The sequence below is a fragment of the Streptomyces sp. NBC_01537 genome, assembly GCF_045040445.1.
Classification (GTDB): domain Bacteria; phylum Actinomycetota; class Actinomycetes; order Streptomycetales; family Streptomycetaceae; genus Actinacidiphila.
Map to the genome: position 1 here is coordinate 2788231 of NZ_CP109392.1, position 26222 is coordinate 2814452.

Sequence of the window (26222 nt, forward strand, 5' to 3'; positions counted from 1 at the left end):
CTGTCCGGCGGACAGGGCCTAGCGCAGGCCCGTCGAGCGGCGCAGCGCCGCCTGGATGAGGCGGTCCACCAGCTCGGGGTAGGAGACGCCGGACTCCTGCCACATCCTCGGGTACATCGAGATCGGCGTGAAACCGGGCATCGTGTTGATCTCGTTGATGACGAACGTGCCGTCGTCCTGGAGGAAGAAGTCCGCGCGGACGAGTCCTTCGCAGGAGACGGCGTCGAAGGCCTCGACGGCGAGGCGCTGGACCTCGGCGGTCTGCTCGGCGCTGAGCGGCGCGGGGACGATGCCCTCGGCCGAGTCGATGTACTTGGCCTCGAAGTCGTAGAAGGCGTGGGAGCTGACGGGCGGGATCTCGGCGGGGACGCTGGCGCGGGGGCCGTCCTCGAACTCCAGGACGCCGCACTCGATCTCGCGGCCGGTGAGCAGCGACTCGACCAGGATCTTGGGGTCGTGGCGGCGAGCTTCCTCGATGGCCTCGTCGAGGCCGGAGAGGTCGTCGACCTTGGTGATGCCCATGCTGGAGCCGGCGCGGGCGGGCTTCACGAAGAGCGGCCAGCCGTGCTCGGCGGCGAAGTCGACGACCTTCCTGCGGCAGCCGGCCTCGTCGCGCTCCCACTCGCGCGGGCGGATCACCACGTACGGGCCGACGGGCAGCCCGTAGGAGATGAAGACCCGCTTCATGTACTCCTTGTCCATGCCCAGCGCCGACGCGAGGACGCCCGCGCCCACGTACGGCGTGCCGGAGAGCTCCAGCAGGCCCTGGAGGGTGCCGTCCTCGCCGTAGGGGCCGTGCAGGACGGGGAAGACGACGTCGACGTCGCCGAGGACCTTGGGGACGGCGCCGGGCTCGGCGTAGACGACCTCACGGCTGCGCGGGTCGACCGGGAGCAGCACCGAGCCCTCCTGGTCGCTGACCTGCTCGACGCTGGGGACCTTGCGATCGGTGATCGCCATCCGGTCGGGGTCGTCGGCGGTCAGTGCCCAGCGGCCGTCCGCCGTGATGCCGATGGGCAGCACGTCGTACTTCGTACGGTCGATGGACCGCAGGACGGCGCCCGCCGTCAGGACGGAGATGCCGTGCTCGGAGCTGCGGCCGCCGAAGACGACGGCCACGCGCGGCTTGGGGCTCGAAGAGGGCTGGTTGCTCATATCCCGTTGACCTTACCGTCTGCCTGTTGCCGCCTCGTGCTCACCGCTCGGACTTGGCGGAGCGGGACATCAGTTCCTTCACCGCTACGGCGGGCTGTTTGCCGTTGTGCACGATGTCGACAACGGTTTCGGTGATCGGCATGTCGACGCCGTGCCGGCGCGCCAGATCGGCCACGGACTCGCAGGACTTGACGCCCTCGGCGGTCTGCTTGGTGGCCGCGATGGTCTCCTGCAGGGTCATCCCCCGCCCGAGGTTCGTGCCGAAGGTGTGGTTGCGCGACAGCGGCGAGGAGCAGGTGGTGACCAGGTCGCCGAGGCCGGCCAGGCCGGAGAAGGTGAGCGGGTCGGCGCCGAGCGCGATGCCGAGGCGGGTGGTCTCGGCGAGGCCGCGGGTGATGAGCGAGCCCTTGGTGTTGTCGCCCAGTCCCATGCCGTCGGCGATGCCGACGGCGAGGCCAATGACGTTCTTCACCGCGCCGCCGAGTTCGCAGCCGATCACGTCGGTGTTGGTGTACGGGCGGAAGTACGCGGTGTGGCAGGCGGTCTGCAGCCGCTTGGCGACGGCCTCGTCGGTGCAGGCGACCACGGACGCGGCGGGCTGGCGGGCGGCGATCGGCTTGGCGAGGTTGGGGCCGGACAGCACCGCGACGCGGTCGCGGCCGACCTTGGCGACCTCCTCGATCACCTCGCTCATCCGCTTGGTGGTGCCGAGTTCGATGCCCTTCATCAGGCTGACCAGCACGGCGTCCGGCGGCAGCAGCGGCGCCCAGTCGGCCAGATTGCCGCGCAGCGTCTGCGAGGGCACGGCGAGGAAGACGAACTCGGCGCCGCGGGCGGCCTCGGCCGGGTCGGTGGTGGCGCGGATCGCCGGGGGGAGCTCGATGCCCGGCAGGTAGTCGGGGTTGGTGTGGGTCCCGTCGATGGCGGCCACGAGTTCGGGGCGACGGCCCCACATCGTGACCTCACAGCCGGCGTCGGCCAGCACCATCGCGAAGGCTGTGCCCCAGGAGCCGGTTCCGTACACCGCGCAACGCATCGTCACTTGGAGATCCCTTTCTGCTTGCGCGGGTCGAATCGTTCGGCGGGCGCGGGCTCCCCGCGCAGCACGGAGAGCTGCTCCGCGACCGCGGCCATGATGATGTCGGTCACTTCCTTCAGTACGTCCGGGGTGGGATCCGAGCCGTAGTAGGCGCTCAGGTCGACCGGCGGCCCGGCCAGCACGACGAGGGTCTTGCGCGGGAACAGGTGCGGCTTGCCGTACGGCGGCAGCGCCTTGTTGGCGCCCCACTGCGCGACCGGGACGACCGGGGCCTTGGTCATCAGCGCGACCCGGGCGACCCCGGTCTTGCCCACCATGGGCCACAGCTCGGGGTCACGGGTGAGGGTGCCCTCGGGGTAGAAGGCGACGCACTCGCCGCGGTTGACGGCGTCCACGGCGGCCCGGAAGGCGTTGGCGGCGTCGGTGGACTCGCGCAGGACGGGGATCTGGCCGGTGCCGCGCAGCATCATGCCGACGAAGAAGATCTCGAAGAGCGTGGCTTTCGCGAGGAACCTCGGAACCCGTCCGCTGTTGTACTGGAAATGCGCATACGACAAGGGGTCGAGCGCCGAGTTGTGGTTCACCGCCGTGATGAATCCGCCGTCGGCCGGAATGTTCTCCATTCCACGCCAGTCACGCTTGAAGAGGAGAACAAGCGGCGGTTTCGCGATGACAGCTGCGAGCCGGTACCAGAAGCCGATTCTGCGGCGGGACACCAGAACTTCCTCCTCCATCCGCCGCCCGCCCGGAGTCTCCGGGCCGCGGCCTCCTGTGGCGCTGCACCGGTGCGGGCCTGGCAGCCGCACAAGTGTCGCCGGTAGGGCAACCGTAACGCCAGGGGCGGCGGTCGCCGCCGACGCGGGGGGAGTGAGCACAATAGTTCGGTGTCCGCATCCTCCCCGGCCGCCTTCCGGTGGTCCCTCGTCGTCCCGCTGAAGCCGCTGGCCGTGGCCAAGAGCCGCCTGGCCGATTCGGCCGGTCCGTCACGGGCCGGGCTCGCGCTGGCCTTCGCCCAGGACACGGTGGCCGCGGCGCTGGCCTGTCCGGCCGTGAGGGATGTGACCGTGGTCACCGACGACCCCCTGGCCGGTGCGGAACTGACCGCCCTCGGCGCGCGCGTTCTCCCCGACGATCCCGGCACCGGGCTCAACGCCGCCCTGCGGCACGGCGCCGACGCGGTGCGCTCCCGCCGCCCCGGTGCCGCCGTGGCGGCCCTCAACGCCGATCTCCCGGCCCTGCGGGGGACCGACCTGCACCAAGTACTCGACGCCGCCGCCTCGGCCCCCGGACGGGCGTTTCTGGCCGATGCGGCCGGAATCGGCACCACGCTGCTCGCCGCGACCCCCGGCGTCCCCCTCGATCCCGCCTTCGGCGGCGCCTCCCGCGACCGGCACCTCGCCTCCGGGGCCCGCGAGATCACCCTGTCGGGTGTGGATTCCGCCCGCCGCGACGTCGACACGGCGGCGGATCTGCGCGTCGCGCTCGCGCTGGGCGTCGGCCCGCGTACGGCCGCGATCGCGGCCCGACTGGTGTTCGCCGGGGGACACTGAATTCAGCCCGTCCGGCGATTGAGGACGGACCGGGAACCGGACGGGCCCGGCGAACCATTCCGGTCATCGCACTAGGCTTCTGCGCATGCAGGCCACCGCGTATACGTACGATCCCCGCAGCCGTGAAGGCAGCGTTCTGCTCGACGACGGGACGCCGCTGCCGTTCGACGCGGCGGCCTTTGACGCGGGCGGGCTGCGGCTGCTGCGCGCCGGCCAGCGGGTGCGGATCCGCACCGAGGGCGTCGGGGACGCCCGGCGGGTGGTGTTCGTGACGTTGCAGACCTTCCCGGATCCGCTGGGCTGAGCCCCGACCCGTGGGGAAACGGCGCGGGCCGGGCTCCTGGTGGGAGCCCGGCCCGTCGCGGCCTGCTGGGGTAAGAAGCTGTTGTCCAATCCCATTTCGGATCAGGCTGAGGGGCCTGGCGCCGTCGAATCCAAGGCGGAGGAGGGAATCGACGCGGAGCGTCGGTGACCGACGACAACGCCGGAGGCGGCGGCGCCAGGCCCCTCAGACCCGGAAGGGGGTTGGACAACAGCTTCTCAACCCGGAGGGTCAGCGCTTGGCGGTGGTGGGGCGCTTGCGCGCCGGGGACTTGGCCGGGGCCTTCTTCGCGGTGGCCTTCTTGGCCGGCGCGGTCTTCTTGGCGGTGGCCTTGGTCGTGGTCTTCTTGGCCGCGGCGGTGGTCTTCTTCGCGGCGGCGGTGGTGGTCTTCTTGGCCGCCGTGGTCTTCTTCACGGCGGTCTTCGCGGCGGTGGTCTTCTTCGCCACGGCTGCCTTCTTCGAGGCGGCGGTGGTCTTCCTGGCCGCGGTGGTCTTCTTCGCGGCCGCCTTCTTTGTCGTGGCCTTGGCGGTGACGCCGCCGCTCAGGCTGCCCTTGGGCGCCTTCTTGACGGCGACCTCGCCGCCGCGCGGAAGCTTCTTCGTACCGCTGACCAGGTCCTTGAAGCCCTGGCCGGCGCGGAAGCGCGGCACCGAGGTCTTCTTGACCCGGACCCGCTCCCCGGTCTGGGGGTTGCGGGCGTAACGGGCCGGACGCTCCACCTTCTCGAACGAGCCGAAACCGGTGACCGAGACCCGGTCCCCCGCGACAACCGCGCGGACGATCGCGTCCAGGACCGCGTCCACCGCGTCCGCCGCGTTCTGCCGACCGCCGACCTTGTCGGCAATCGCTTCAACGAGCTGCGCCTTGTTCACGTCTTCCCCTTCGGAAACTTGCCCGGCGATTGGGTTCGGGCTTTTTCGCACGCTAGGCGGATATATACCGCAAATCAAATACGAAACGGGCGAATCACCCTAGTGCCGCAACGAACTCGGCACTCAGGAAGAGTCTTGATCGGGGAATCGGCCTTCATCGAGGTCCTTCATCAGAGCATCCAGACGCCTTGCCGCACCTGCGAGATCGTGCTTCGAAGCGGCGGTGACGACGAGGAGTTTCCGGCTCAACTGAACCCGGATCTCCTCGGGCACTTGCAGACCCGCCACTCGGGTGTGGGCCTGCTTCAACCTGGCAGCGAGGGCCGCGTACGGCTCGACTTGGCGGCGGTGTTCCATCGGCTGCCTTTCGAGCTTCCCTCCGAGGAGGGAGAAGAGTCATGTGCCGATTGTGTCACCAACAGCGGCAAATTGCCCCGGAACAGACAACCGAACACGACGCAGCGCCCCCGCCAACGGCGGGGGCGCTGCGTCGTATCTGCTGGGACTGGAGGGAAAATGCCAGGTCAGGCCTGCAGGGTGCGCGGCTTGAAGGAGGGCCGCTTCGCCTCGTACGCGGAGATGTCGGGCTCGTTGCCCAGCGTCAGGCTGATGTCGTCCAGGCCGTTCAGCAGCCGCCAGCGGGCGTTGTCGTCGAGTTCGAAGGGAGCGGTGACGCCCTCGGCGCGGACTTCGCGGGCTTCGAGGTCGACGGTGATCTCGGCCGTCGGGTCCGCCTCGGTGAGCTTCCAGAGCTGTTCGACCGTCTCCTGCGGGAGGATGACGGTGAGCAGACCGTTCTTCAGGGAGTTGCCGCGGAAGATGTCGGCGAAGCGGGACGAGATGACCGTCTTGAAGCCGTAGTTCTGCAGGGCCCAGACCGCGTGCTCGCGGGAGGAGCCGGTGCCGAAGTCGGGGCCGGCGACCAGGACGGTGGCGCCGTTTCGCTCGGGCTGGTTGAGGATGAAGGACGGGTCCTTGCGCCAGGCCTCGAACAGGCCGTCCTCGAAGCCGTTGCGGGTGACCTTCTTCAGCCAGTGGGCCGGGATGATCTGGTCGGTGTCGGCGTTGCTGCGGCGCAGCGGGACGGCCCGGCCGGTGTGGGTGGTGAACGCTTCCATGACTGGTCAGGCCTCCACGGGAGTCAGGTCGGCGGGCGAGGACAGGGTGCCGGTGACGGCGGTGGCGGCGGCGACCTGCGGGGAGACCAGGTGGGTGCGGCCGCCCTTGCCCTGCCGTCCCTCGAAGTTGCGGTTGGAGGTGGACGCGGAGCGCTCGCCGGGGGCGAGTTGGTCCGGGTTCATGCCCAGGCACATCGAGCAGCCCGCGTGCCGCCATTCGGCGCCGGCGGCCTTGAACACCTTGTCCAGGCCTTCCTCGACGGCCTGCAGGGCGACGCGTACGGAGCCGGGCACGACCAGCATGCGCACGCCGTCCGCGACCTTGCGGCCCTCGACGACGGCGGCGGCGGCGCGCAGGTCCTCGATCCGGCCGTTGGTGCACGAGCCGAGGAAGACGGTGTCGACCTTGACCTCGCGCAGCGGCGTACCGGCCTCCAGGGCCATGTACTCCAGGGCCTTTTCGGCGGCCATGCGGTCCGACGGGTCCTGGAAGGAGGCCGGGTCCGGGACGGTGGCGCTCAGCGGGGCGCCCTGGCCGGGGTTGGTGCCCCAGGTGACGAACGGGGACAGGGAGGCGGCGTCGATGACGACCTCGGCGTCGAAGACGGCGTCCTCGTCGGTCTTCAGGGTCTTCCAGTACGCGACGGCGGCGTCCCAGTCCTCGCCCTTGGGCGCGTGGTCGCGGCCCTGCAGGTAGTCGAAGGTGGTCTGGTCCGGGGCGATCATGCCCGCGCGGGCGCCGGCCTCGATCGACATGTTGCAGATGGTCATCCGGGCTTCCACCGACAGCTTCTCGATGGCCGAGCCGCGGTATTCGAGGACGTAGCCCTGGCCGCCGCCGGTGCCGATCTTGGTGATGATCGCCAGGATCAGGTCCTTCGCGGTGACGCCGTCGGGCAGTTCGCCGTCGACGGTGATCGCCATGGTCTTGAAGGGCGCGAGCGGCAGCGTCTGGGTGGCCAGTACGTGCTCGACCTGCGAGGTGCCGATGCCGAACGCCAGCGCGCCGAAGGCGCCGTGGGTGGAGGTGTGGCTGTCACCGCAGACCACGGTCATGCCGGGCTGGGTCAGGCCCAGCTGGGGGCCGACGACGTGGACGACGCCCTGCTCGACGTCACCCAGCGGGTGCAGGCGCACGCCGAACTCGGCGCAGTTCTTGCGCAGCGTCTCCAGCTGGGTGCGCGAGACCGGGTCGGCGATCGGCTTGTCGATGTCGAGGGTCGGGGTGTTGTGGTCCTCGGTGGCGATGGTGAGGTCCAGGCGGCGCACCTGGCGGCCGTTCATGCGCAGGCCGTCGAAGGCCTGCGGGCTGGTGACCTCGTGGAGGAGGTGCAGGTCGATGTAGAGGAGGTCGGGCTCGCCTTCGGCGTGCCGGACGACGTGATCGTCCCAGACCTTTTCCGCGAGTGTCCTACCCATCGCTTTCCCTCCGACCGGCCGCAATGCCGGCCAACTCGTCCGATGCCGTGGTTTCCGGTCCCTTTGTGGGGGGGCGGGCGCCATTGCCTGTGCATCCAGCCTGACGCGTTCTCCGGAAAATTGAACTTGCGTTTCACAGAGTGAGACGCGAGTATCGTTGCATGGACAACAGTAGTGGCGTCGGCGTTCTCGACAAGGCGGCTCTGGTGCTCAGCGCACTGGAGTCCGGCCCGGCCACCCTGGCCGGGCTCGTAGGCGCCACCGGCCTGGCCCGCCCCACCGCGCACCGCCTGGCGGTCGCCCTTGAGCACCACCGTATGGTCGCGCGCGACATGCAGGGGCGCTTCATCCTCGGCCCCCGGCTCTCCGAGCTGGCCGCGGCGGCCGGTGAGGACCGCCTGCTGGCCACGGCCGGCCCGGTGCTCACGCACCTGCGGGACGTCACCGGCGAGAGCGCGCAGCTCTACCGCCGCCAGGGCGACATGCGCATCTGCGTCGCCGCCGCCGAGCGGCTCTCCGGTCTGCGGGACACCGTCCCCGTCGGCTCCACTCTCCCCATGAAGGCCGGCTCCGCCGCCCAGGTCCTGATGGCCTGGGAAGAGCCCGAGCGGCTGCACCGCGGCCTCCAGGGCGCCCGTTTCACCGCGACCGCGCTGTCCGGCGTACGCCGCCGGGGCTGGGCCCAGTCCATCGGCGAGCGCGAGCCGGGCGTCGCCTCGGTCTCCGCACCCGTGCGCGGGCCCTCAAACCGCGTCGTCGCCGCGGTCTCCGTCTCCGGGCCGATCGAGCGGCTGACCCGCCACCCGGGCCGGATGCACGCCCAGGCCGTCATCGACGCCGCCGGGCGCCTCAGCGAGGCGCTGCGCCGCAACGGCTAGGGCGACGGCCACGAGCTTTCGCCGGGTTGCACAGCCGCCGGCTGCGCTTTGTCCTCAATCGCCGGACGGGCTGAATTTCAGGCGGTCCGCGGCGGCCTCGCCCCGGCGGCTGACCGGTATGACGCCAGTAGCCGCCGCGAGGCCGAAGGCGGGCATGTCGGAGTAGATGCTCTCGTACGAGCCGGCGGGGACCGCGTAGGTCTCGTGCCAGATGCCCACATGGCCCTTGCCCGCGCGGGCGTAGCGGTTGAAGGCCGCCCATGCGGGGCGGTGCCGCCGGTCCTGGTCGGAGGCGTAGGCGAGCAGCTTCTCCTTGGACTCCCAGTACTGGAGGACGTAGACGATCCTCGGGCCGCCGAGGAGAAGGCGGTAGCCGAGCAGGCCGCTGGACTTGTCCTCGGAGAGCTCGCGCAGCATGCGCGGCATGGCGGTGAAGACCGGCCACCAGCTGCGCGGCGCGCGGAAGCGGTTGATCCTCATGCCGATGAGGAAGACGACGATGTCTCCTTCCGCGGCGGCGGTCTGGCGACCCGGAATCAGTTTGGCGCTCATGGTGGATCCCCCTGTGCGACACATTGGATAGCGGCACTATCCATGATTGGATAGTGGCACTCTCCAAGGAAGGGCGCAAGGGATGAGACTGGCCGAGTTGAGCGAGCGCAGCGGGGTCCCGAGCGCGACGATCAAGTACTACCTGCGCGAGGAACTCCTCCCCGCGGGCCTCCGGATCACCGCCACCCAGGCCGAGTACGGCGAAGAGCACCTGCGCCGGCTACGGCTCGTGCGCGCCCTGATCCAGATCGGCCGGGTGCCGGTGGCCACCGCCCGGGAGGTGCTGGCGGCGCTGGAGGACGAGTCGCTGGACCAGCACCGGCGCCTCGGCGCGGCCACCTGGGCGCTGCCGCACGGGCCGGCGCCGGACGAGAGCGACCCGGCGACCGGCGCCGCACGACGCGAAGTGGACCGGCTGCTGGCCGATTTGGACTGGCGCTTCAGCAGCGGGACCGCGGACTCCTCCCCGCCGTACCGGATGCTCGTGACCGCGGTCACCGCGCTGATGAAACTCGGCTACCCCTGCGACAGCGCGCACTTGGCGCCGTACGCCCGGATCGCCGCCCAGCTGGCCACGCGGGACCTGGACATGATCGAGGAGCGCGACACCCCGATGGAACAGGTCGAGGCCGCGGTCACGCTCACGGTGCTGTACGAGCCGGTGCTGCTGAGCCTGCGGCGGCTGGCGGAGGCGGAGGAATCCAACCGCCGCTTCGGGAAGGGGAACGAGACCGGGGCCGGGGCGGGGGCGGGGGCCGGATAGGCCGAAGGGCCCGGCGTCATTGACGCCGGGCCCTTCGATTCGCGTACCCCCGACCGGATTCGAACCGGCGCTACCGCCTTGAGAGGGCGGCGTGCTAGGCCGCTACACAACGGGGGCCTGCTTGTTTGTTTCTGTTTGGTGCGGTGTTACGGATACTGCGCTGGGGTACCAGGACTCGAACCTAGACTAAATGAACCAGAATCACTCGTGCTGCCAATTACACCATACCCCATGGTGTGTCAAGTACCCCCGACCGGATTCGAACCGGCGCTACCGCCTTGAGAGGGCGGCGTGCTAGGCCGCTACACAACGGGGGCCCCAGCAGGACCTCTTGGGAGAGATCCAGTACCCCCGACCGGATTCGAACCGGCGCTACCGCCTTGAGAGGGCGGCGTGCTAGGCCGCTACACAACGGGGGCTCGCACTGCGAAAAGTAATGCGCTGGGGTACCAGGACTCGAACCTAGACTAACTGAACCAGAATCAGTCGTGCTGCCAATTACACCATACCCCACCAAAACTCAACCCCCTGCATTGGGGGGTTTTGTTTGGTTACGCTCTCCGGTTCGGCTTTTCGGCCCGCACCGGGTGGCGCAGGAAGAACATTACCCGATGGGAGACGGGGCTCCAAAACGGGTATCCGCCGCCAGGAGTGCGGGCAGTTGTCCCAGGTCGGTGATCCGCCGCAGGTCGGACACGGTGGCCTGGTCGGCCGGGCCGGCCCGGTCCAGCCAGATACCGCACAGGCCTGCGGCGTCGGCACCGCGCGCGTCGGTGTCGGGCTGGTCGCCGACGTACGCCACCTCGTGCGGGGGCAGCGCGAGCGCGTCGCAGGCCGCGAGGAAGGCCTGCGGGGCGGGCTTGGCATGGCCCAGTTCGGCGGAGCAGAGCAGGACCTCGAAGCGGTCTCGCAGGCCGATCTGGCGCAGCTTGGGCTCCTGCTGGACGGCGCTGGAGTTGGACAGCGCGCCGTGCCGGTAGCCGGCGGCCGCGAGCGCGTCCAGGGCGGGCAGCACATCGGCGAACGCGGACCAGCGGGCGGCCTCGAAGTGCTCCCGGTAGCGGCCGAACCACGCGTCCGCCTCCGCGTCGTCCATCTCCCGGCCCAGGAAGTCCCTGGCCCGCTCCCGGCGCTGCTCGGCGAAGGTCACCTCCCCCGCGAGGAAACGGGCGTAGTGCCGCCGCATCACCTCACGCCAGAGGCCGAGGGCCCGCTCCGGACCGCCATGAGCGGGGAGCAGGCCCTCGGCCTCGAAGTGCGCGAGCGCGCCGTCGCGCTCGGCCCCGGAGTAGTCGAAGAGGGTGTCGTCGATGTCCCAGAGCACGGCGCGGATCGGCATGGGGCAGACGCTACCCGCCCAGCTTCGCCAGTGCCGCGTCGATGCGGGCGAGCGTGCGGTCGCGGCCCAGCACCTCCAGGGACTCGAAGAGCGGCAGGCCCACCGTGCGGCCGGTGACGGCCACGCGGACGGGGGCCTGGGCCTTGCCGAGCTTGAGGCCGTGGGCCTCGCCGGCGGCCAGGACGGCGTCCTTCAGCGACTCCGCGTTCCAGTCGGCGGCGGCGAGCTGCTCGCGGGCGGTGAGCAGCAGGGCGTCGGAGCCGTCCTTCATCGCCTTGAGCCAGGAGGCCTCGTCGTCCACCGGGGCGTCGAGGAAGAGGAAGTCGACGTTGGCGGTGATGTCGGACAGGACGGTGAGCCGGGTCTGGGCGTGCGGGGCGATGGCCTCCCAGGCCGCCTGGTCGAAGTTCTCCGGGGACCAGGGGGCGTGCGGGGCCCGCAGCCAGGGGCCGCAGGCCTCGGTGAAGGTCTTCACGTCGAGGCGGCGGATGTGGTCGGCGTTGATCGCCTCGGCCTTCTTGAGGTCGAAGCGGGCCGGGTTGGCGTTGACGTCCTTGATCTCGAAGGCCGCGACCATCTCGTCCATCGTGAAGGTGTCCTGGTCGGCGGAGAACGACCAGCCGAGCAGCGAGAGGTAGTTCAGCAGGCCCTGCGGGAGGAAGCCGCGCTCCCGGTAGAGGTTCAGCGAGGCCTGCGGGTCGCGCTTGGAGAGCTTCTTGTTGCCCTCTCCCATGACGTACGGAAGGTGGCCGAACTCGGGGACGTACTTGGCGACGCCCAGCTCGATCAGTGCCGCGTACAGGGCGATCTGGCGCGGGGTGGAGGAGAGCAGGTCCTCGCCGCGCAGGACGTGGGTGATCTCCATGAGCGCGTCGTCGACCGGGTTGACCAGGGTGTAGAGCGGGGCGCCGTTGGCCCGGACGATGCCGTAGTCGGGCACGTTCTCCGGGGTGAAGGTCAGCTCGCCGCGCACCAGGTCGGTGAAGGTGATGGGGTGGTCGGGAATCCGGAAGCGGACGATCGCGCTGCGGCCCTCGGCCTCGTAGGCGGCGGTCTGCTCGGCGGTGAGGTCGCGGCAGTGGCCGTCGTAGCCGGAGGGCTTGCCGGCGGCGCGGGCGGCGTCGCGGCGGGCGTCGAGCTCCTCGGTGGTGCAGTAGCAGCGGTAGGCGTGGCCGGCGTCCTGGAGCCTGGCCGCCACGTCCGCGTAGATGTCCATGCGCTGCGACTGGCGGTAGGGGGCGTGCGGGCCGCCGACCTCGGGGCCCTCGTCCCAGTCGAGGCCGAGCCAGCGCAGCGAGTCGAGGAGCTGCTCGTAGGACTCCTCGGAGTCACGGGCGGCGTCGGTGTCCTCGATGCGCAGGACCAGGGTGCCCTTGGCGTGCCGGGCGAAGGCCCAGTTGAACAGGGCGGTGCGGACCAGGCCCACGTGGGGGTTGCCGGTCGGGGACGGACAGAAACGTACGCGTACGGGTGCGCTAGCCACGCTTGATCACCTTGTTGGTGAGAGTGCCGATGCCTTCGATGGAGACGGCGACCTCGTCGCCGACGTTGAGCGGTCCGACCCCGGCCGGGGTGCCGGTGAGGACGACGTCGCCGGGGAGCAGCGTCATCGCCTCGGTGATGCTGACGATCAGGTCCTCGATGCCGTTGACCATCTCGCTGGTGCGGCCGGCCTGCCGCAGTTCGCCGTTGACGGTCGCGGTGATCGCGAGGTCGGAGGCGGCGGCTAGGTCGAGGCCGGTCTCGATCCAGGGGCCGAGCGGGCACGAGGAGTCGAAGCCCTTGGCCCGCGCCCACTGCTTCTCGGCCCGCTGGGTGTCGCGGGCGGTGACGTCGTTGGCGCAGGTGTAGCCGAGGATGACGTCCTTGACGCGCTCGCGCGGGACCTCGCGGCACATGCGGCCGATGACGACGGCCAGCTCGGCCTCGTGATGCACCTCGGAGGAGAACGAGGGGTACACGATCGGGTCGCCCGGGCCGATCACCGAGGTGGACGGCTTGAAGAACGCCCACGGCGAGTCCGGCACCTCGTTGCCCAGTTCCGCGGCGTGTGCGGCGTAGTTGCGGCCGATGGCCACGACCTTGCTGGGCAGTACGGGCGGCAGCAGCCGGACCTTGCTCAGCGGGACCTTGGTGCCGGAGAGCTCGAAGTCGGCGAACGGGACGCCCTTGATGATGTCGATGACCAGGCCGTCGGGCACGGTTTCCGTACCCTCGACCGCGCCGAAGGCGACATTGCCGTCGATGGAGAACCTGGCGATGCGCACGCTATTCCCTCACAGGGGTGACCGGGGACTGAGCCCCCAGCCTATTTGACGGCGCCCCCGCGGCGGCTCACTCCTCGCCGGGCGCCTTCATGAGCACCGTGCGGCGCGGGTTGGCCGTCTGCTGGGGCAGCGACCGGGGTTCGACGACATCGGCGCCCTCGGGCTCCGCGGCCTGCTCCGTCCCGCTCAGCGGCTCCGCGTCCTTGAGATGGGCGAGGGTGGTGCGGCGGGGGTTGGCTATGGGGCGGAACATCATGGTCGTCTTCATGAATCGTTCTGAGCCTTAGGAATTCGGGGCGCACGGGCGCGTTTGACGGCTTGCAACGGGGTGTAAAGCGTCAGGTTAGTGGCGTCCATTCCCCGAACCGGGTGACCGAGTCAACCAGTGTGCTGTGATTTTCCTCACCAACTACTGGACAAACCGGTCTAGTCGGACAGTGGATCAAGGTTGTCTAATCCGGCATTTCTCCCATTCGCTGACTCTTCGCCCATCAAGGACCGGGGTGCGGCCGATCGAGCCCCCCCGCGACTCGCGGGAATAACGTCCGAATTGGCCGTCTATCACCGATAGTTTCACCGACAACCGGTGACCCTGCCGGTGCGCTGAGTCACAGATTCCGTTCAATTGCATCGAAAGGGCTTCGGGCCTTGTTGGAGGATCCGGCACTGTGCTGGAATTCCCCGGACCGTCGCACAAATCGACCGGCGCGCAGGGGGCGCGTTCGAGCGCAGCGCGACGGCGAACAGGGCACCCGCCGGGGAGGGCGGGCCGGCCAAACTCGACACCGTCCCGCCGCCCGCGCGGGGGACGCCTGGTCCAGAGGTTGCGACGCTAGTGCAGGGACGTTTCAAGAGGGATGGCGGCGCTGCGGGCGAACCGGAACAGCGCGGTGGGACCGAACACGGCCCATCGCCGCGCCGGACGGATGAATCCGCAGAAGCCGGGACCACGGGCGCGCCGAACAGCGCGGGCCCGGTCCGCGGCACGGGTTCGAGCCCCAAGCACAGCTCGCGCATTGCCATGCGCAACTGGCGGATCAGCACCCGCCTGGTGTCGCTGCTCGCGCTGCCGGTGGTCGCCGCGACATCGCTGGGTGCGCTGCGCATCCAGACGTCGCTGGACAACGTCGATCAGCTGAGCAATGTGCAGGCGCTCACCGACCTGACGCAGCAGGCGACCAAGCTGGCCGCCGCGCTGCAGGACGAACGCGACAGCTCCGCCGGCCCGCTCAGCAGCAAGAGCGGCAAGAACGACACCGTCGTCGCCGCGCGTGAGGCCACGGACCAGGCCAAGGTCGGCTTCAACACCGCCATCAACGCGGGCATCCCGCAGAACCTGACGGGCGTCAACGCGTCCCTGGTCGCGATCAGCAAGCAGCTCGGCACGCTGAAGGCGATCCGCGAGGACGCGTACAGCGACGAGAACTACATCGCCCAGACCGTCACCGAGTACGACCAGCTGATCACCCAGCTGCTCCAGCTCTCCACCGACATGGCCGAGGCCTCCGGCAACTCGGACATGATCGCGAGCACCCGCGCCCTGGCCAGCTTCTCGGCGGCCAAGGAGTACGACTCCATCCAGCGCGCGATGATCAGCGCCGCGCTCGCCAACGGCAGGAACCTCCAGCCGAACGACTGGCGCTACCTGGAGACCGCCAACGAGGCGGAGACCACGACGCTCAAGCAGTTCCGGCAGATCTACGGCGAGGGCAAGGCGGCCGACCTGCTGGATCCGCTGAACGCCGACCGGAACGACCAGATCGCCGCGGTGGACACCCTGCAGGAGCGGGTGGCGGCCACCGAGGACGGCATCAACAACATCGAAGGCTCCTACCTGGACTGGGACGACCAAGCCCGGACCAAGCTGGAGACGATGAAGAAGATCGAGCAGAACCTGCTGAACGACATGACACAGCAGGCTCTGAAGCTCCAGAACGAGGCGGAGCAGGAGGCGTACATCAACGGCGCCCTCATCCTGCTGGTCCTGGGCCTGTCGGTCGTCGGCGCGTTCGTCGTGGCCCGTTCCATGATCCGCTCGCTGCGCCGGCTGCAGGAGACGGCCCAGGAAGTCGCCCAGAAGCGGCTGCCCGAACTGGTCAAGCACCTGTCGGAGTCCGACCCGCAGGACGTGGACACCTCGGTCGAGTCGATCGGCATCACCAGCCGCGACGAGATCGGCCAGGTCGCCCGCGCGTTCGACGAGGTCCACCGCGAGGCGGTCCGGCTGGCCGCCGAGCAGGCGCTGCTGCGAGGCAACGTCAACGCGATGTTCACCAACCTCTCGCGCCGCAGCCAGGGCCTCATCCAGCGTCAGCTGAGCCTGATCTCCGAGCTGGAGGCCCGCGAGGCCGACCCGGACCAGCTGTCCTCGCTGTTCAAGCTGGACCACCTCGCGACCCGTATGCGCCGGAACGGTGAAAACCTCCTGGTCCTCGCGGGCGAGGAGCCGGGCCGCCGGTGGACCCGGCCGGTCCCGCTGGTCGACGTGCTGCGCGCCGCGGCCTCCGAGGTGGAGCAGTACGAGCGGATCGAACTGACGTCTGTACCGGGCGCCGAGGTCAACGGCCGTATCGTCAACGACCTCGTCCACCTGCTCGCCGAGCTGCTGGAGAACGCCACCTCGTTCTCCTCGCCGCAGACCAAGGTGCGGGTCACCGGTCACGCGCTGCCCGACGGCCGCGTACTGATCGAGATCCACGACACCGGCATCGGCCTGTCCCCCGAGGACCTGGCCGACATCAACGAGCGCCTGGCCAACCCGCCGACGGTGGACGTCTCCGTCTCCCGCCGCATGGGCCTGTTCGTGGTCGGCCGGCTGTCCCTGCGTCACGGCATCCGCATCCAGCTCCGCCCGTCGGACTCCGGCGGCACCACGGCGCTGGTCATGCTGCCGGTGGACGTCACCCAGGGCGGCGCCAAGGCCAAGCCCGGCACCGCCGGACGCAGCCAGCAGCCCGGTATGCCCGGCGGCCAGGGTGGCCCCGGCGGCCTGGCCGCGGGGCTCGCCTCCGGCCCGGCGAACGGCAACGGTCAGGTCGGCCGGCCGCCGCAGCGCGGCCAGGTTCCCGGCTCCGAGCCCCGCCCGGCCCTGAACTCCGGCCCCGGGAACAACGGTTCGCCGCAGGGCGGCCGTCACCAGGGTCCGCGTCCGGCCGGCAGCCCCGGTGGACCCGGCATTCCCAGCGGTCCCGGCGGTCCCGGCAACGGCCGTCAGGCTCCGGCCCCGGCTCCGCAGCGTACGAACCCCAGCTGGGCGGACTCCGGCCAGCCGCAGCGCGGCGGCGGCGCACCGCAGCCGGTGCCGGCCTCGGCCTCCACCGACCGGCCGCGTGGTCACGAGGACGTCGACTCCACCCAGGCGTTCGAGCGCCCGGACTTCAACAGCGTTCCGCACACCGGCCCGCAGCGCGGCCCCGGCAGCGCCCCGCGTCCGGCTGCGGCCCCTGCCCCGGTGCAGCAGCCGGTGGACGCCACGCAGCCGATCCCCCGCCCGGACTTCGACGCCCCGTACCCGGGTCCGCAGGGCCCTGGCGGGTTCACCCGCAGCGATGTGTTCCAGCCGCCGGCCAACGGCGCCCGCCCGGCCCCCGCTCCGGCGCCTCAGGCGCCGCGTCCGGTGGCTCCGCAGGCCCCCGCCCCGGCGCCGGTCCCGCAGCAGCAGCGGCCCCAGCAGCCGCTGCCGCCCGCCGCCGAGCCGATGGCACTGCCGCCTGCGCCGATGCGCGGTGACGAGCGCAGCCCGATATTCGAGGCCCTGGAGTCGGACTGGTTCCGCAGCGGCCGGGTCGAGCGGATGCAGCAGGTGCACGTGGAGCGCGGTCCGTCCGCGCCCGCCCCGCAGCAGCAGCAGCCGCCGCAGCCCAGGCCCCAGCAGCAGCCGGACAACCAGGCCCCTCAGCCCCCGCAGCAGGCTCCCCAGCCCCCGCAGCGGGTCCGTGCCCAGCAGCCGCCGCAGCAGCCCCAGCAGCCGCCGCGTCAGCAGCACCAGCCGCAGCGCCCCGGCACTTCGGCACCCCAGCACCAGCCCCAGCACCAGCCCTCGCAGCCGCCGCGCCGCGAGACCCCGACGTGGCGCCCGACGCCCAACGACGAGGTCTGGCAGCGCGCCGAGCAGGTCCGCGAGCCGTCGGCCGGCGGGATCACCCCTTCCGGGCTGCCGCGCCGCGTACCGCGCGCCAACCTGGTTCCGGGCGGTGCCGCTCCTCAGCAGGCACCCGAGGGCGGACCCCAGGTCTCGCGGGCACCCGACGACGTGCGCGGACGCCTGACCAACCTCCGACGCGGTATCCAGCAAGGCCGCCAGGCCGGTTCCCCGACGGACGGTCAGGGCTTTAGCACCACTCACCAGCAGGAGCGTTAGTTGAGCACCATGAGCCAGGCGGCACAGAATCTGAACTGGTTGATCACGAACTTCGTGGACAACACCCCCGGGGTGTCCCACACCGTCGTGGTCTCGGCCGACGGCTTGCTGCTGGCGATGTCCGAGGGCTTCCCCCGGGACCGCGCCGACCAGCTCGCCGCCGTCGCCTCCGGACTGACCTCGCTGACCGCGGGTGCCTCCAGGATCTTCGAGGGCGGCAGCGTCAACCAGACCGTCGTGGAGATGGAACGCGGCTTCCTCCTGCTGATGTCGGTCTCCGACGGCTCCTCGCTGGCCGTCCTCGCCCACCCCGAGTGCGACATCGGTCTCGTGGGGTACGAGATGGCCCTGCTCGTCGACCGAGCGGGCGCCGTCCTGACCCCGGACCTGCGCGCAGAACTGCAAGGCAGCCTGCTGGGCTGAGCAAAAAGCCTCACGTACCACCACGCAGTGCCCTAGATTCGCGACCGCTTCCGCTCGATCCGGAGGACCCATGACACCGCCGCCCGCCTCGCCCGGCCCGTACGGCGCATCCCACCATGCGCCGTACGGGGGCGAAGGCGACCAGCCGCTGGTGCGGCCGTACGCCATGACCGGTGGCCGCACCCGGCCTCGCTACCAGCTCGCCATCGAGGCGCTGGTCAGCACGTCCGCCGAACCGGGTGCGTACCAGGGGCTGCTCCCCGAGCACCAGCGCATCTGCCACCTGTGCCGCGAGCTCAAGTCGGTCGCGGAGATCTCGGCCCTGCTGGCGATCCCGCTCGGTGTGGCCCGCATTCTGGTGGCCGACCTGGCCGAGGCCGGGATGGTCTCCATCCACCAGCCGAGCAGCAGCGAGGCCGGCGGACAGCCCGATGTGACATTGCTCGAAAGGGTGCTCAGTGGACTTCGCAAGCTCTAGGCCCGGGCAGCAGGCGGCATACGGAGGTCCGCCCACTGCTCGTTCCACCACCTCGGCCAAGATCGTGGTGGCGGGCGGCTTCGGCGTGGGCAAGACCACGTTCGTGGGCGCGGTCTCGGAGATCAACCCGCTGCGCACGGAGGCCGTCATGACCTCCGCGTCGGCCGGGATCGACGACCTGAGCCATGTCGCCGACAAGACCACGACCACCGTGGCCATGGACTTCGGCCGTATCACGCTCGACGACGACCTGATCCTGTACCTGTTCGGTACGCCGGGACAGGACCGTTTCTGGTTCATGTGGGACGACCTGGTGCGCGGCGCGATCGGCGCCGTGGTCCTGGTCGACACCCGCAGGCTGGCCGACTGCTTCCCGGCGGTCGACTACTTCGAGAACAGCGGGCTGCCGTTCGTCATCGCCCTCAACGGCTTCGACGGGCACCAGCCCTACCGTCCGGAGGAGGTGCGCGAGGCTCTGCAGATCGGCCCCGACGCCCCGATCATCACTACGGACGCCCGGCACCGTGCCGAGGCGAAGAGCGCGCTGATCACGCTCGTTGAGCATGCGCTGCTCGCTCGCCTCAAGTAAGCGCTCCAGTCTGCCAGTTGCGGCACGGACCGGCTGTGTCTTTGACACGGCCGGTCTTTGCGTTCATAACGTTTCGACAGAGAATCGACCGGGCTCCGAACACCCGCTGCTCCTGATCGGCTTCATAGAGCACCGATCTAGCACACATCAGCGAATACTTTGCCACAGTTTTAACTTTTTGCCCGTTTTTTCAAGCGCGATTCCCGTACTTGGGACTGTCTGCACGAGGTTTGTAGAGCGGCCCCATGACGTGCTGGAATTCGTCGAACCCGACAGTAGTAACGGCGCTATCAGTGCCGTCGCCGAGAGGTTGTTGGTCGAGTGAGGAACACAAGGCGAGCAGAGCCGGGTGCCGCGGACCATCCGCGTGGCAACTTCACCCCGCCTGCGCGATACGGGACGCCCGCTCCCGACGCCCCGTCGGAGATGTCCGTCGAGGCGCCCGCGGCGGGTCCGGGCAGCCGCTTCGCCATCCGCAACTGGCGGGTGGGTACGCGCCTGAACGCGATCCTCATCATCCCCGTCCTCGTCGCCCTTGTCTTCGGCGTCTTCCGGGTGCAGAGCTCCGTGCAGACCTGGCGGCAGGCCGACGACGCCGTGCGCGTCGCCAAGCTGGTGGCGGCGGCCTCCGTCTACGCCAACGCGGCGATCAACGAGCGAGATGTCTCGGTCGTCCCCCTGCTTAAGGGAGACACCAAGAACGCCAAGGTGGTGGCCGCCCGCGAGGCGACCGACACGGCAGGCGACGCCTTTGACGCCGCTGTCGCCCAGATGCCTCAGACCCCGGCCCTGATCAAGCGCGTCAAGCTGGTCCGCGACGGCGAGAAGCAGCTGGCCGCGCTGCGCGCGGCCTCCTTCACCCGCAAGCTGCCCGGCGTACGGACCGAGGAGGGCTACCACGCCGTTCAGCACCCGCTGATGGAGCTCTCGAACGAACTCGGGTTCGGCAGCAGCAACCAGGCCAGCTTCGGCCGCACCCTGTACGCCATCTCGCTCACCCAGGCCGCCGAGTCGCTCATGCGGTCCATCGGCACCCACCTCCTGGTCGAGGACCGCAGCAAGCTGGCGGACGGCGAACTCAGCACTCAGCTCACGGCCTTCGCCTCCTACGCCTATCTGCAGCAGGTCGCGCTGGAGGAGTTCCAGGGCGGCGGCACCGACCAGGACATCGCCGAGCTCGCGAAGGTGACGAAGGAGGCCACCGCCAAGGGCCAGGAGCAGATCGCCCAGGCCAAGGAGCAGGCCGCGGCGGCGGGCGTGACCTTCGTCGCCCCGCCAGGTGACCTGACCACGATGGTCAAGGCGATCGCCTCCGGGAAGTCCCCCTCGGACCTGGCCAAGGTGGGCGTCACGCCCACCACGTGGTTCGCGGCCTCGACCCTCGGCTTCGACGCCTACCGCGCCATCGAGGTCTACCTCACCGACAACGCCCTCAACGACACCCAGAACGTCGCGGACAGCGCGCGCACCGACGCCATCGTGAACTCCGCGGTCGTGCTGGTCGCCCTGATCATCGCCTTCATCGTGGCCGCCATGATGGCCCGCTCGATGAGCAACAGCATGCGCCGCCTGCGCAACGGCGCCTTCGAGGTCGCCGAGAAGCGCCTGCCCGCACTGGTCGACCAGCTCTCGCGCACCGAGCCGGGCCGGGTCGACACCCGCATCCAGCCCATCCCGATCAACTCCCAGGACGAGATCGGCGAGGTCGCCCGCGCCTTCGACCAGGTCCACCGCGAGGCCGTCCGGCTCGCCGCCGAGCAGGCGCTGCTGCGAGGGAACGTCAACGCGATCTTCACCAACCTCTCGCGCCGCAACCAGGGCCTCATCCAGCGCCAGCTCACCCTGATCACCGAGCTGGAGAACAACGAGGCGGACCCGGACCAGCTGGAGAACCTCTTCAAGATGGACCACCTCGCCACGCGCATGCGGCGCAACGGCGAGAACCTCCTGGTCCTCGCCGGCGAGGAGCCCGGCCGCCGCTGGAACCAGCCGGTCCCGCTGGTTGACGTCCTGCGCGCCGCGGCCTCCGAGGTGGAGTCGTACGAGCGCATAGAGCTGGTCGGCATCCCGGACACCGAGATCCACGGCACAGCCGTGACCGACATGGTCCACCTGCTGGCCGAGCTGCTGGAGAACGCCACCACGTTCTCCTCCCCGCAGACCAAGGTCCGGGTCACCGCGACCCGGCTGCCCGACGGCCGCGTCATGGTCGAGATCCACGACAAGGGCATCGGCCTCACCGCCGAGGACTTCGCGGACATCAACCACAAGCTGGCCGACCCGCCGACCGTGGACGCCTCGATCTCCAAGCGCATGGGCCTGTTCGTGGTCGGCCGCCTCGCCGACCGGCACGGCATACGCGTCCAGCTCCGCCCGTCGGGCGAGCAGGCCGGCACCACCTCGCTGGTGATGCTCCCCGAGCCGATCACCCACGGTGGCGGCGGCGAGGACCTGGTCTCTCCCGAGGACGACTTCACCGTCTCCCGGATCGTCCCCGAGCACGACACCCAGAACTTCGAGGCCTACGCCCCGACCGCCGCCGAACTCGGCTTCGACGACACCCGCTACGAGGCCGTCCAGGTCCCGGACGACGCGCGCGCCCTGGACCCCGTGGGCCGCTCCCTGATGCGCGAGGAACGCCGCGCCCAGCTGGAGGCCGCCACCGGCGACCGTCCGGAGGAGCAGTCCTACGACACCTACGAGCCTCAGTCCTACGCGGAGCAGGAGCCCTACGCCCAGCCGCAGGCCTACTCCTACGAGGCCAACGGCTACGACGAGCACGCGTACAGCGAGCAGCCCCAGCCGCAGCCGTACGAGCAGCCCTACACCGACCCTGGTTACGCCGAGCCCGCGTACCAGGAGGCCCCGTCCTACCAGGACGACTGGCCGTCGCAGCCGCAGCCCCAGCCGCAGGCCTACGACAACGGTTACGGCTACCAGGACCCGCAGCCTGTCGCGGATTCCGGTGCTTCCTCCCCGACTGCCCCCTTTGAGGCGCCGGAGCGCGTAGGCTTCGAGCGACCGGGACCCAGCTCCAGTGTGTCCAACTCGCTGACCGACGCGGGCCTGCCGCGTCGCGACCGCGGGTGGCCGTCCGCCGAGCAGCCCGCGGCCCCGGCACCGCTACCGCTTCCCGCACAGGCGGCGCAGCCTCCGGCCCCGGCTCCCGCCGCGGTGCCGGCGCAGAACGGCAACGACGACTGGCGTTCCGCGAACGACCAGAACTGGCAGCGGGCCGAGCAGGCCCGCGAGCCCAAGGCGGGTGGGGTCACCCCCTCCGGCCTGCCCCGACGGGTCCCCAAGGCCAACCTGGTCCCGGGCACCGCACAGCAGACTCCGCAGAGCGGCCCCTCGGTCTCTCGTGCACCCGAGGACGTACGAGGCCGGCTGAGCAATCTGCGGCGCGGTGTCCAGCAGGGACGCACTGCGGGAACTGACACGAACGGCCAGGGCTTCGGCCCCAATCACCAGGAGCGTTAGTTGAGTCCGATGAGCCAGGCGGCACAGAACCTGAACTGGTTGATCACCAATTTCGTGGACAACACCCCCGGGGTGTCCCACACGGTTGTGGTCTCTGCCGACGGCCTGCTGCTGGCGATGTCCGAGGGCTTCCCGCGGGACCGGGCGGACCAGCTCGCCGCGGTCGCCTCGGGTCTGACCTCGCTGACGGCGGGTGCCTCCCGCATCTTCGAGGGCGGCAGCGTCAACCAGACCGTCGTGGAGATGGAACGCGGCTTCCTCTTCCTCATGGCCGTCTCTGACGGTTCGTCACTGGCCGTACTGGCGCACCCCGAGTGCGACATCGGCCTCGTGGGCTACGAGATGGCCCTGCTCGTCGACCGAGCGGGGTCGGTCCTCACCCCGGATCTACGCGCCGAACTGCAGGGCAGCCTGCTCAACTAGCAGACAGGCATGCGGACGCGTCTGAGTCACCGTAGGGTGCGTGCTCAGACGCGTCGACCCAGCCGGAGGAGGAACCGTGGCAACGCCCCCAGGCGGAGATGAGTACGGCAATCCGCAACAGCAGCCGCCCTACAAGCGGTTCAACTTCCCCTCGGCCCCGAGCCCGGAGCCGAGGCGGCCGCCGCAGCACCGGCAGCCGAGGATTCAGCCGTACGAGTCTCCGCAGGCACCACCCCCGCAGCCGCGCACCGCGCGCGCCGCCGGCCGTCCCACGCCCATGGGCTCGGACGGCGCGCCACTGGTGCGCCCGTACGCCATGACCGGTGGCCGGACCCGGCCGCGCTACCAGCTCGCCATCGAGGCGCTGGTCAGCACGACGGCCGAACCGGCGCAGCTGCGGGGGCAGTTGCCGGAGCACCAGCGGATCTGCATCCTCTGCCGGGACATCAAGTCGGTCGCGGAGATCTCCGCACTCCTCACCATCCCCCTCGGCGTTGCCCGAATCCTCGTCGCCGACCTGGCCGAGGCGGGCCTCGTCGCCATCCACCAGCCCGGTGGCGACGAAGCCGCGGGTGGTCAGCCAGACGTGACACTGCTCGAAAGGGTGCTCAGTGGACTTCGCAAGCTCTAGCGGTCCTCCAGCTCGCTCAACCACCTCTGCGAAGATCGTGGTGGCGGGCGGCTTCGGCGTGGGGAAGACCACGTTCGTAGGTGCCGTATCGGAGATCAACCCGCTGCGTACCGAAGCCGTGATGACGTCGGCCTCCGCCGGCATCGACGACCTGACCCACGCGCCGGACAAGACCACGACCACCGTGGCCATGGACTTCGGCCGTATCACGCTCGACGAGGACCTGATCCTCTACCTGTTCGGCACCCCCGGGCAGGACCGGTTCTGGTTCATGTGGGACGACCTGGTGCGCGGCGCCATCGGCGCGGTCGTGCTGGTCGACACCCGGCGGCTCGCCGACTGCTTCCCGGCGGTCGACTACTTCGAGAACAGCGGGCTGCCCTTCGTCATCGCCCTCAACGGCTTCGACGGCCAGCAGCCGTACAAGCCCGAGGAGGTGCGCGAGGCCCTGCAGATCGGGCCGGAGGCGCCGATCATCATCACGGACGCGCGGCACCGCGGCGAGGCGAAGAGCGCGCTCATCACGCTCGTGGAGCACGCGCTGATGGCGCGGCTGCGGTAGAAACACGGCGTGCGCAACGCGAAGGGGCCCGCACCGGCTGGTGCGGGCCCCTCGCGTGTTGTGTCAGCTGCGCCAGCTGTGCGGGGCGGAGAAGCCGCCCTGGCGCTCCAGGCGGCGCCAGCCCGCGACGGAGCGCGGCTGGGTGTACTCGGTCGCTTCGCGACCGGCGGCGCGGGCCAGCAGGACGGCGGTCAGGGCCGCCAGCTCCTCGTCGCTGGCCGCGCCCTTCTCGACGCGGACGAGTGTGGCATCAGCAGGGGTGCTCACAGTGGTCGTTTCTCCCTTACCGGTGACGTTACTGAGGCGGGTTGCCGTGCTTGCGCGACGGCAGGTCGGCGTGCTTGGTGCGCAGCATCGCGAGTGAGCGGATCAGGACCTCGCGGGTCTCCACGGGGTCGATCACGTCATCCACCAGTCCACGCTCCGCTGCGTAGTAAGGGTGCATGAGCTCGCTTTTGTATTCCTTGACCATGGCTGTGCGCATGGCCTCGGGGTCGTCGGCCTCGGCGATCTGCTTGCGGAAGATGACATTGGCGGCACCCTCGGCGCCCATCACCGCGATTTCGTTGGTCGGCCAGGCGTAGGTGAGGTCGGCGCCGATGGACTGGCTGTCCATGACGATGTACGCACCTCCGTAGGCCTTGCGCAGGATCAGCGAGATCCTGGGCACGGTGGCGTTGCAGTACGCGTACAGCAGCTTGGCACCGTGCCGGATGATGCCACCGTGCTCCTGGTCGACGCCCGGAAGGAAGCCGGGGACGTCCAGAAGGGTGACGAGGGGGATGTTGAAGGCGTCGCACAGCTGGACGAAGCGCGCGGCCTTCTCACTGGCCTCGATGTCCAGGACACCGGCCAGGTGCTGGGGCTGGTTGGCGACGATGCCGACGACCTGGCCGTCCAGGCGGGCCAGGGCGACGATGATGTTGCGCGCCCAGCGCTCGTGGATCTCCAGGTAGTCGCCGTCGTCGACGAGCTCCTCGATCACCTTGTGCATGTCGTAGGGCCGGTTGCCGTCCGCCGGGACCAGGTCCAGCAGCACCTCGGAGCGCCGGTCGGCGGGGTCGGCGGTGGGGGTGGGCGGCGGGTTCTCCCGGTTGTTCTGCGGGAGCATCGACAGCAGGTAGCGGACCTCTTCGATGCAGGTCTGCTCGTCGTCGTAGGCGAAGTGCGAGACGCCGGAGACCTCGGAGTGGACGTCGGCGCCGCCGAGGCCGTTCTGGGAGATCTTCTCGCCGGTGACGGCCTGGACGACGTCCGGGCCGGTGATGAACATCTGCGAGGTCTCGCGGACCATGAAGACGAAGTCGGTGAGTGCCGGGCTGTAGGCCGCGCCGCCCGCGCAGGGGCCGAGCATCACGGAGATCTGCGGGATGACGCCGGAGGCGCGGGTGTTGCGCTGGAAGATGCCGCCGTAGCCGGCGAGCGCGGAGACGCCCTCCTGGATCCGGGCGCCGGCGCCGTCGTTCAGCGACACCAGGGGTGCACCGGCCGAGATGGCCATGTCCATGATCTTGTGGATCTTGGTGGCGTGGGCCTCGCCCAGCGCGCCGCCGAAAATCCGGAAGTCGTGCGCGTATACGAAGACCGTGCGGCCGTGGACGGTGCCCCAGCCGGTGATCACACCGTCGGTGTACGGACGCTTCGCCTCCAGGCCGAAGCCGGTGGCGCGGTGCCGGCGCAGCGGTTCGACCTCGTTGAAGGAGCCCTCGTCGAGCAGCAGCTCGATGCGCTCGCGAGCCGTCAGCTTGCCCTTGGCCTTCTGGGCCTCGGTGGCACGGTCGCTGGGTCCGCGCCGGACCTGCTCGCGGATGGCGTGCAGCTCTGCCACTCGGCCTCGGGCGTCGTTCGCCACGGTTACGGGCTCGGTCGGCACTTCGTCCAAAACGCTCATGTCATCGACCTTACGAGCGATGGCCCCTTAATTTCGGCGTCGACTCCGCACAGACTCCGGCCCCACTTCATGGAGCATCTGGACAGAACCAACACAAGAAAGGCCCCGCG

The 26222-nt window shown here is 70.1% G+C and carries 26 protein-coding genes and 5 tRNA genes; 12 read left to right on the forward strand and 19 right to left on the reverse strand.

Annotation, left to right across the window (positions count from 1 at the left end; genetic code table 11):
- Window positions 1-18: 18 nt before the first annotated feature.
- Genes OG607_RS12800 through OG607_RS12810 form a run of 3 tightly spaced genes read right to left on the reverse strand, consistent with a single transcriptional unit; the run spans window position 19 to window position 2910 of the window.
- Complete coding sequence (locus OG607_RS12800; protein WP_405722657.1) at window positions 19-1155, reverse strand: D-alanine--D-alanine ligase family protein; 1137 nt, start codon at window positions 1153-1155, stop codon at window positions 19-21.
- A gap of 40 nt (window positions 1156-1195) precedes the next feature.
- Window positions 1196-2191, reverse strand: a complete 996-nt coding sequence (locus OG607_RS12805; RefSeq protein WP_405736722.1) for an NAD(P)H-dependent glycerol-3-phosphate dehydrogenase — start codon at window positions 2189-2191, stop codon at window positions 1196-1198.
- A 2-nt stretch (window positions 2192-2193) separates the two neighbouring features.
- On the reverse strand, window positions 2194-2910 hold the full coding sequence (locus OG607_RS12810) for a lysophospholipid acyltransferase family protein (RefSeq protein ID WP_405722659.1): 717 nt from the start codon (window positions 2908-2910) through the stop codon (window positions 2194-2196).
- Window positions 2911-3078: 168 nt separating this feature from the next.
- Here OG607_RS12810 and cofC point away from each other — a divergent pair, with 168 nt between their 5' ends.
- Together cofC and OG607_RS12820 are read left to right on the forward strand one after the other, a co-directional pair.
- Complete coding sequence (gene cofC, locus OG607_RS12815) at window positions 3079-3744, forward strand: 2-phospho-L-lactate guanylyltransferase (RefSeq protein ID WP_405722662.1); 666 nt, start codon at window positions 3079-3081, stop codon at window positions 3742-3744.
- A gap of 85 nt (window positions 3745-3829) precedes the next feature.
- On the forward strand, window positions 3830-4048 hold the full coding sequence (locus OG607_RS12820; protein ID WP_405722665.1) for a hypothetical protein: 219 nt from the start codon (window positions 3830-3832) through the stop codon (window positions 4046-4048).
- Between the two features lie 249 nt (window positions 4049-4297).
- Here the strand turns inward: OG607_RS12820 and OG607_RS12825 are convergent, their stop codons facing one another.
- From OG607_RS12825 to leuC, 4 genes are all read right to left on the reverse strand, one after another.
- Window positions 4298-4939, reverse strand: a complete 642-nt coding sequence (locus tag OG607_RS12825; RefSeq protein WP_405722667.1) for an HU family DNA-binding protein — start codon at window positions 4937-4939, stop codon at window positions 4298-4300.
- Window positions 4940-5062: 123 nt separating this feature from the next.
- Entirely contained in the window at window positions 5063-5296 is a 234-nt protein-coding gene (locus OG607_RS12830) for a hypothetical protein (RefSeq protein WP_329311878.1), read from the reverse strand.
- A gap of 167 nt (window positions 5297-5463) precedes the next feature.
- Window positions 5464-6057, reverse strand: a complete 594-nt coding sequence (leuD, locus tag OG607_RS12835; protein WP_405722670.1) for a 3-isopropylmalate dehydratase small subunit — start codon at window positions 6055-6057, stop codon at window positions 5464-5466.
- 6 nt (window positions 6058-6063) lie between these two features.
- Entirely contained in the window at window positions 6064-7476 is a 1413-nt protein-coding gene (gene leuC / locus OG607_RS12840) for a 3-isopropylmalate dehydratase large subunit (protein ID WP_405722672.1), read from the reverse strand.
- Window positions 7477-7637: 161 nt separating this feature from the next.
- On the opposite strand from leuC, the gene ndgR reads away from it, so the two are divergent.
- Window positions 7638-8354: an IclR family transcriptional regulator NdgR gene (ndgR, locus tag OG607_RS12845; protein WP_127356438.1), complete on the forward strand. Its 717-nt coding sequence runs from the start codon at window positions 7638-7640 to the stop codon at window positions 8352-8354.
- A 54-nt stretch (window positions 8355-8408) separates the two neighbouring features.
- Here the strand turns inward: ndgR and OG607_RS12850 are convergent, their stop codons facing one another.
- Window positions 8409-8906: a DUF4188 domain-containing protein gene (locus tag OG607_RS12850; RefSeq protein ID WP_405722674.1), complete on the reverse strand. Its 498-nt coding sequence runs from the start codon at window positions 8904-8906 to the stop codon at window positions 8409-8411.
- Window positions 8907-8988: 82 nt separating this feature from the next.
- Here OG607_RS12850 and OG607_RS12855 point away from each other — a divergent pair, with 82 nt between their 5' ends.
- Window positions 8989-9669, forward strand: a complete 681-nt coding sequence (locus OG607_RS12855; protein ID WP_405722676.1) for a MerR family transcriptional regulator — start codon at window positions 8989-8991, stop codon at window positions 9667-9669.
- A gap of 44 nt (window positions 9670-9713) precedes the next feature.
- Here OG607_RS12855 and OG607_RS12860 read toward each other — a convergent pair.
- The 9 genes from OG607_RS12860 to OG607_RS12900 form a co-directional block, all read right to left on the reverse strand.
- A tRNA-Glu gene (locus tag OG607_RS12860) sits at window positions 9714-9786 on the reverse strand.
- A gap of 43 nt (window positions 9787-9829) precedes the next feature.
- Window positions 9830-9901, reverse strand: a tRNA-Gln gene (locus OG607_RS12865).
- A 12-nt stretch (window positions 9902-9913) separates the two neighbouring features.
- A tRNA-Glu gene (locus OG607_RS12870) sits at window positions 9914-9986 on the reverse strand.
- 29 nt (window positions 9987-10015) lie between these two features.
- Window positions 10016-10088 (reverse strand) — tRNA-Glu (locus OG607_RS12875).
- A gap of 22 nt (window positions 10089-10110) precedes the next feature.
- A tRNA-Gln gene (locus tag OG607_RS12880) sits at window positions 10111-10182 on the reverse strand.
- A 91-nt stretch (window positions 10183-10273) separates the two neighbouring features.
- Window positions 10274-11008, reverse strand: a complete 735-nt coding sequence (locus OG607_RS12885; protein WP_405722678.1) for an HAD family hydrolase — start codon at window positions 11006-11008, stop codon at window positions 10274-10276.
- Window positions 11009-11018: 10 nt separating this feature from the next.
- Entirely contained in the window at window positions 11019-12491 is a 1473-nt protein-coding gene (gene gltX / locus OG607_RS12890; RefSeq protein WP_405722680.1) for a glutamate--tRNA ligase, read from the reverse strand.
- Window positions 12484-13275, reverse strand: coding sequence for a fumarylacetoacetate hydrolase family protein (locus tag OG607_RS12895; protein ID WP_405722683.1), 792 nt, complete (start codon window positions 13273-13275; stop codon window positions 12484-12486). Before OG607_RS12895 ends, gltX begins: the two co-directional genes overlap by 8 nt.
- Window positions 13276-13342: 67 nt before the next feature.
- Window positions 13343-13543, reverse strand: a complete 201-nt coding sequence (locus OG607_RS12900) for a hypothetical protein (RefSeq protein ID WP_405722685.1) — start codon at window positions 13541-13543, stop codon at window positions 13343-13345.
- A gap of 567 nt (window positions 13544-14110) precedes the next feature.
- Here OG607_RS12900 and OG607_RS12905 point away from each other — a divergent pair.
- The 8 genes from OG607_RS12905 (at window position 14111) to OG607_RS12940 (ending at window position 24221) form a co-directional block, all read left to right on the forward strand.
- Window positions 14111-17635, forward strand: coding sequence for a nitrate- and nitrite sensing domain-containing protein (locus OG607_RS12905; RefSeq protein WP_405722687.1), 3525 nt, complete (start codon window positions 14111-14113; stop codon window positions 17633-17635).
- 9 nt (window positions 17636-17644) lie between these two features.
- Window positions 17645-18058: a roadblock/LC7 domain-containing protein gene (locus OG607_RS12910; protein WP_329321907.1), complete on the forward strand. Its 414-nt coding sequence runs from the start codon at window positions 17645-17647 to the stop codon at window positions 18056-18058.
- Between the two features lie 70 nt (window positions 18059-18128).
- Entirely contained in the window at window positions 18129-18536 is a 408-nt protein-coding gene (locus OG607_RS12915; RefSeq protein ID WP_329311888.1) for a DUF742 domain-containing protein, read from the forward strand.
- Entirely contained in the window at window positions 18517-19125 is a 609-nt protein-coding gene (locus OG607_RS12920) for an ATP/GTP-binding protein (protein WP_329311889.1), read from the forward strand. Before OG607_RS12915 ends, OG607_RS12920 begins: the two co-directional genes overlap by 20 nt.
- Window positions 19126-19551: 426 nt before the next feature.
- Complete coding sequence (locus OG607_RS12925) at window positions 19552-22605, forward strand: nitrate- and nitrite sensing domain-containing protein (protein WP_405722690.1); 3054 nt, start codon at window positions 19552-19554, stop codon at window positions 22603-22605.
- 9 nt (window positions 22606-22614) lie between these two features.
- Entirely contained in the window at window positions 22615-23028 is a 414-nt protein-coding gene (locus OG607_RS12930; protein WP_329311891.1) for a roadblock/LC7 domain-containing protein, read from the forward strand.
- Window positions 23029-23104: 76 nt separating this feature from the next.
- A complete protein-coding gene (locus OG607_RS12935) occupies window positions 23105-23659 on the forward strand; it encodes a DUF742 domain-containing protein (RefSeq protein ID WP_405722691.1) in 555 nt (184 codons plus the stop codon).
- Window positions 23640-24221, forward strand: coding sequence for an ATP/GTP-binding protein (locus OG607_RS12940; RefSeq protein WP_127356425.1), 582 nt, complete (start codon window positions 23640-23642; stop codon window positions 24219-24221). The genes OG607_RS12935 and OG607_RS12940 overlap by 20 nt, the downstream gene beginning before the upstream one ends.
- 63 nt (window positions 24222-24284) lie before the next feature.
- Here the strand turns inward: OG607_RS12940 and OG607_RS12945 are convergent, their stop codons facing one another.
- Complete coding sequence (locus tag OG607_RS12945) at window positions 24285-24488, reverse strand: acyl-CoA carboxylase epsilon subunit (RefSeq protein WP_329311894.1); 204 nt, start codon at window positions 24486-24488, stop codon at window positions 24285-24287.
- Window positions 24489-24516: 28 nt separating this feature from the next.
- Entirely contained in the window at window positions 24517-26112 is a 1596-nt protein-coding gene (locus tag OG607_RS12950; RefSeq protein WP_405722693.1) for an acyl-CoA carboxylase subunit beta, read from the reverse strand.
- Window positions 26113-26222 lie beyond the last annotated feature (110 nt).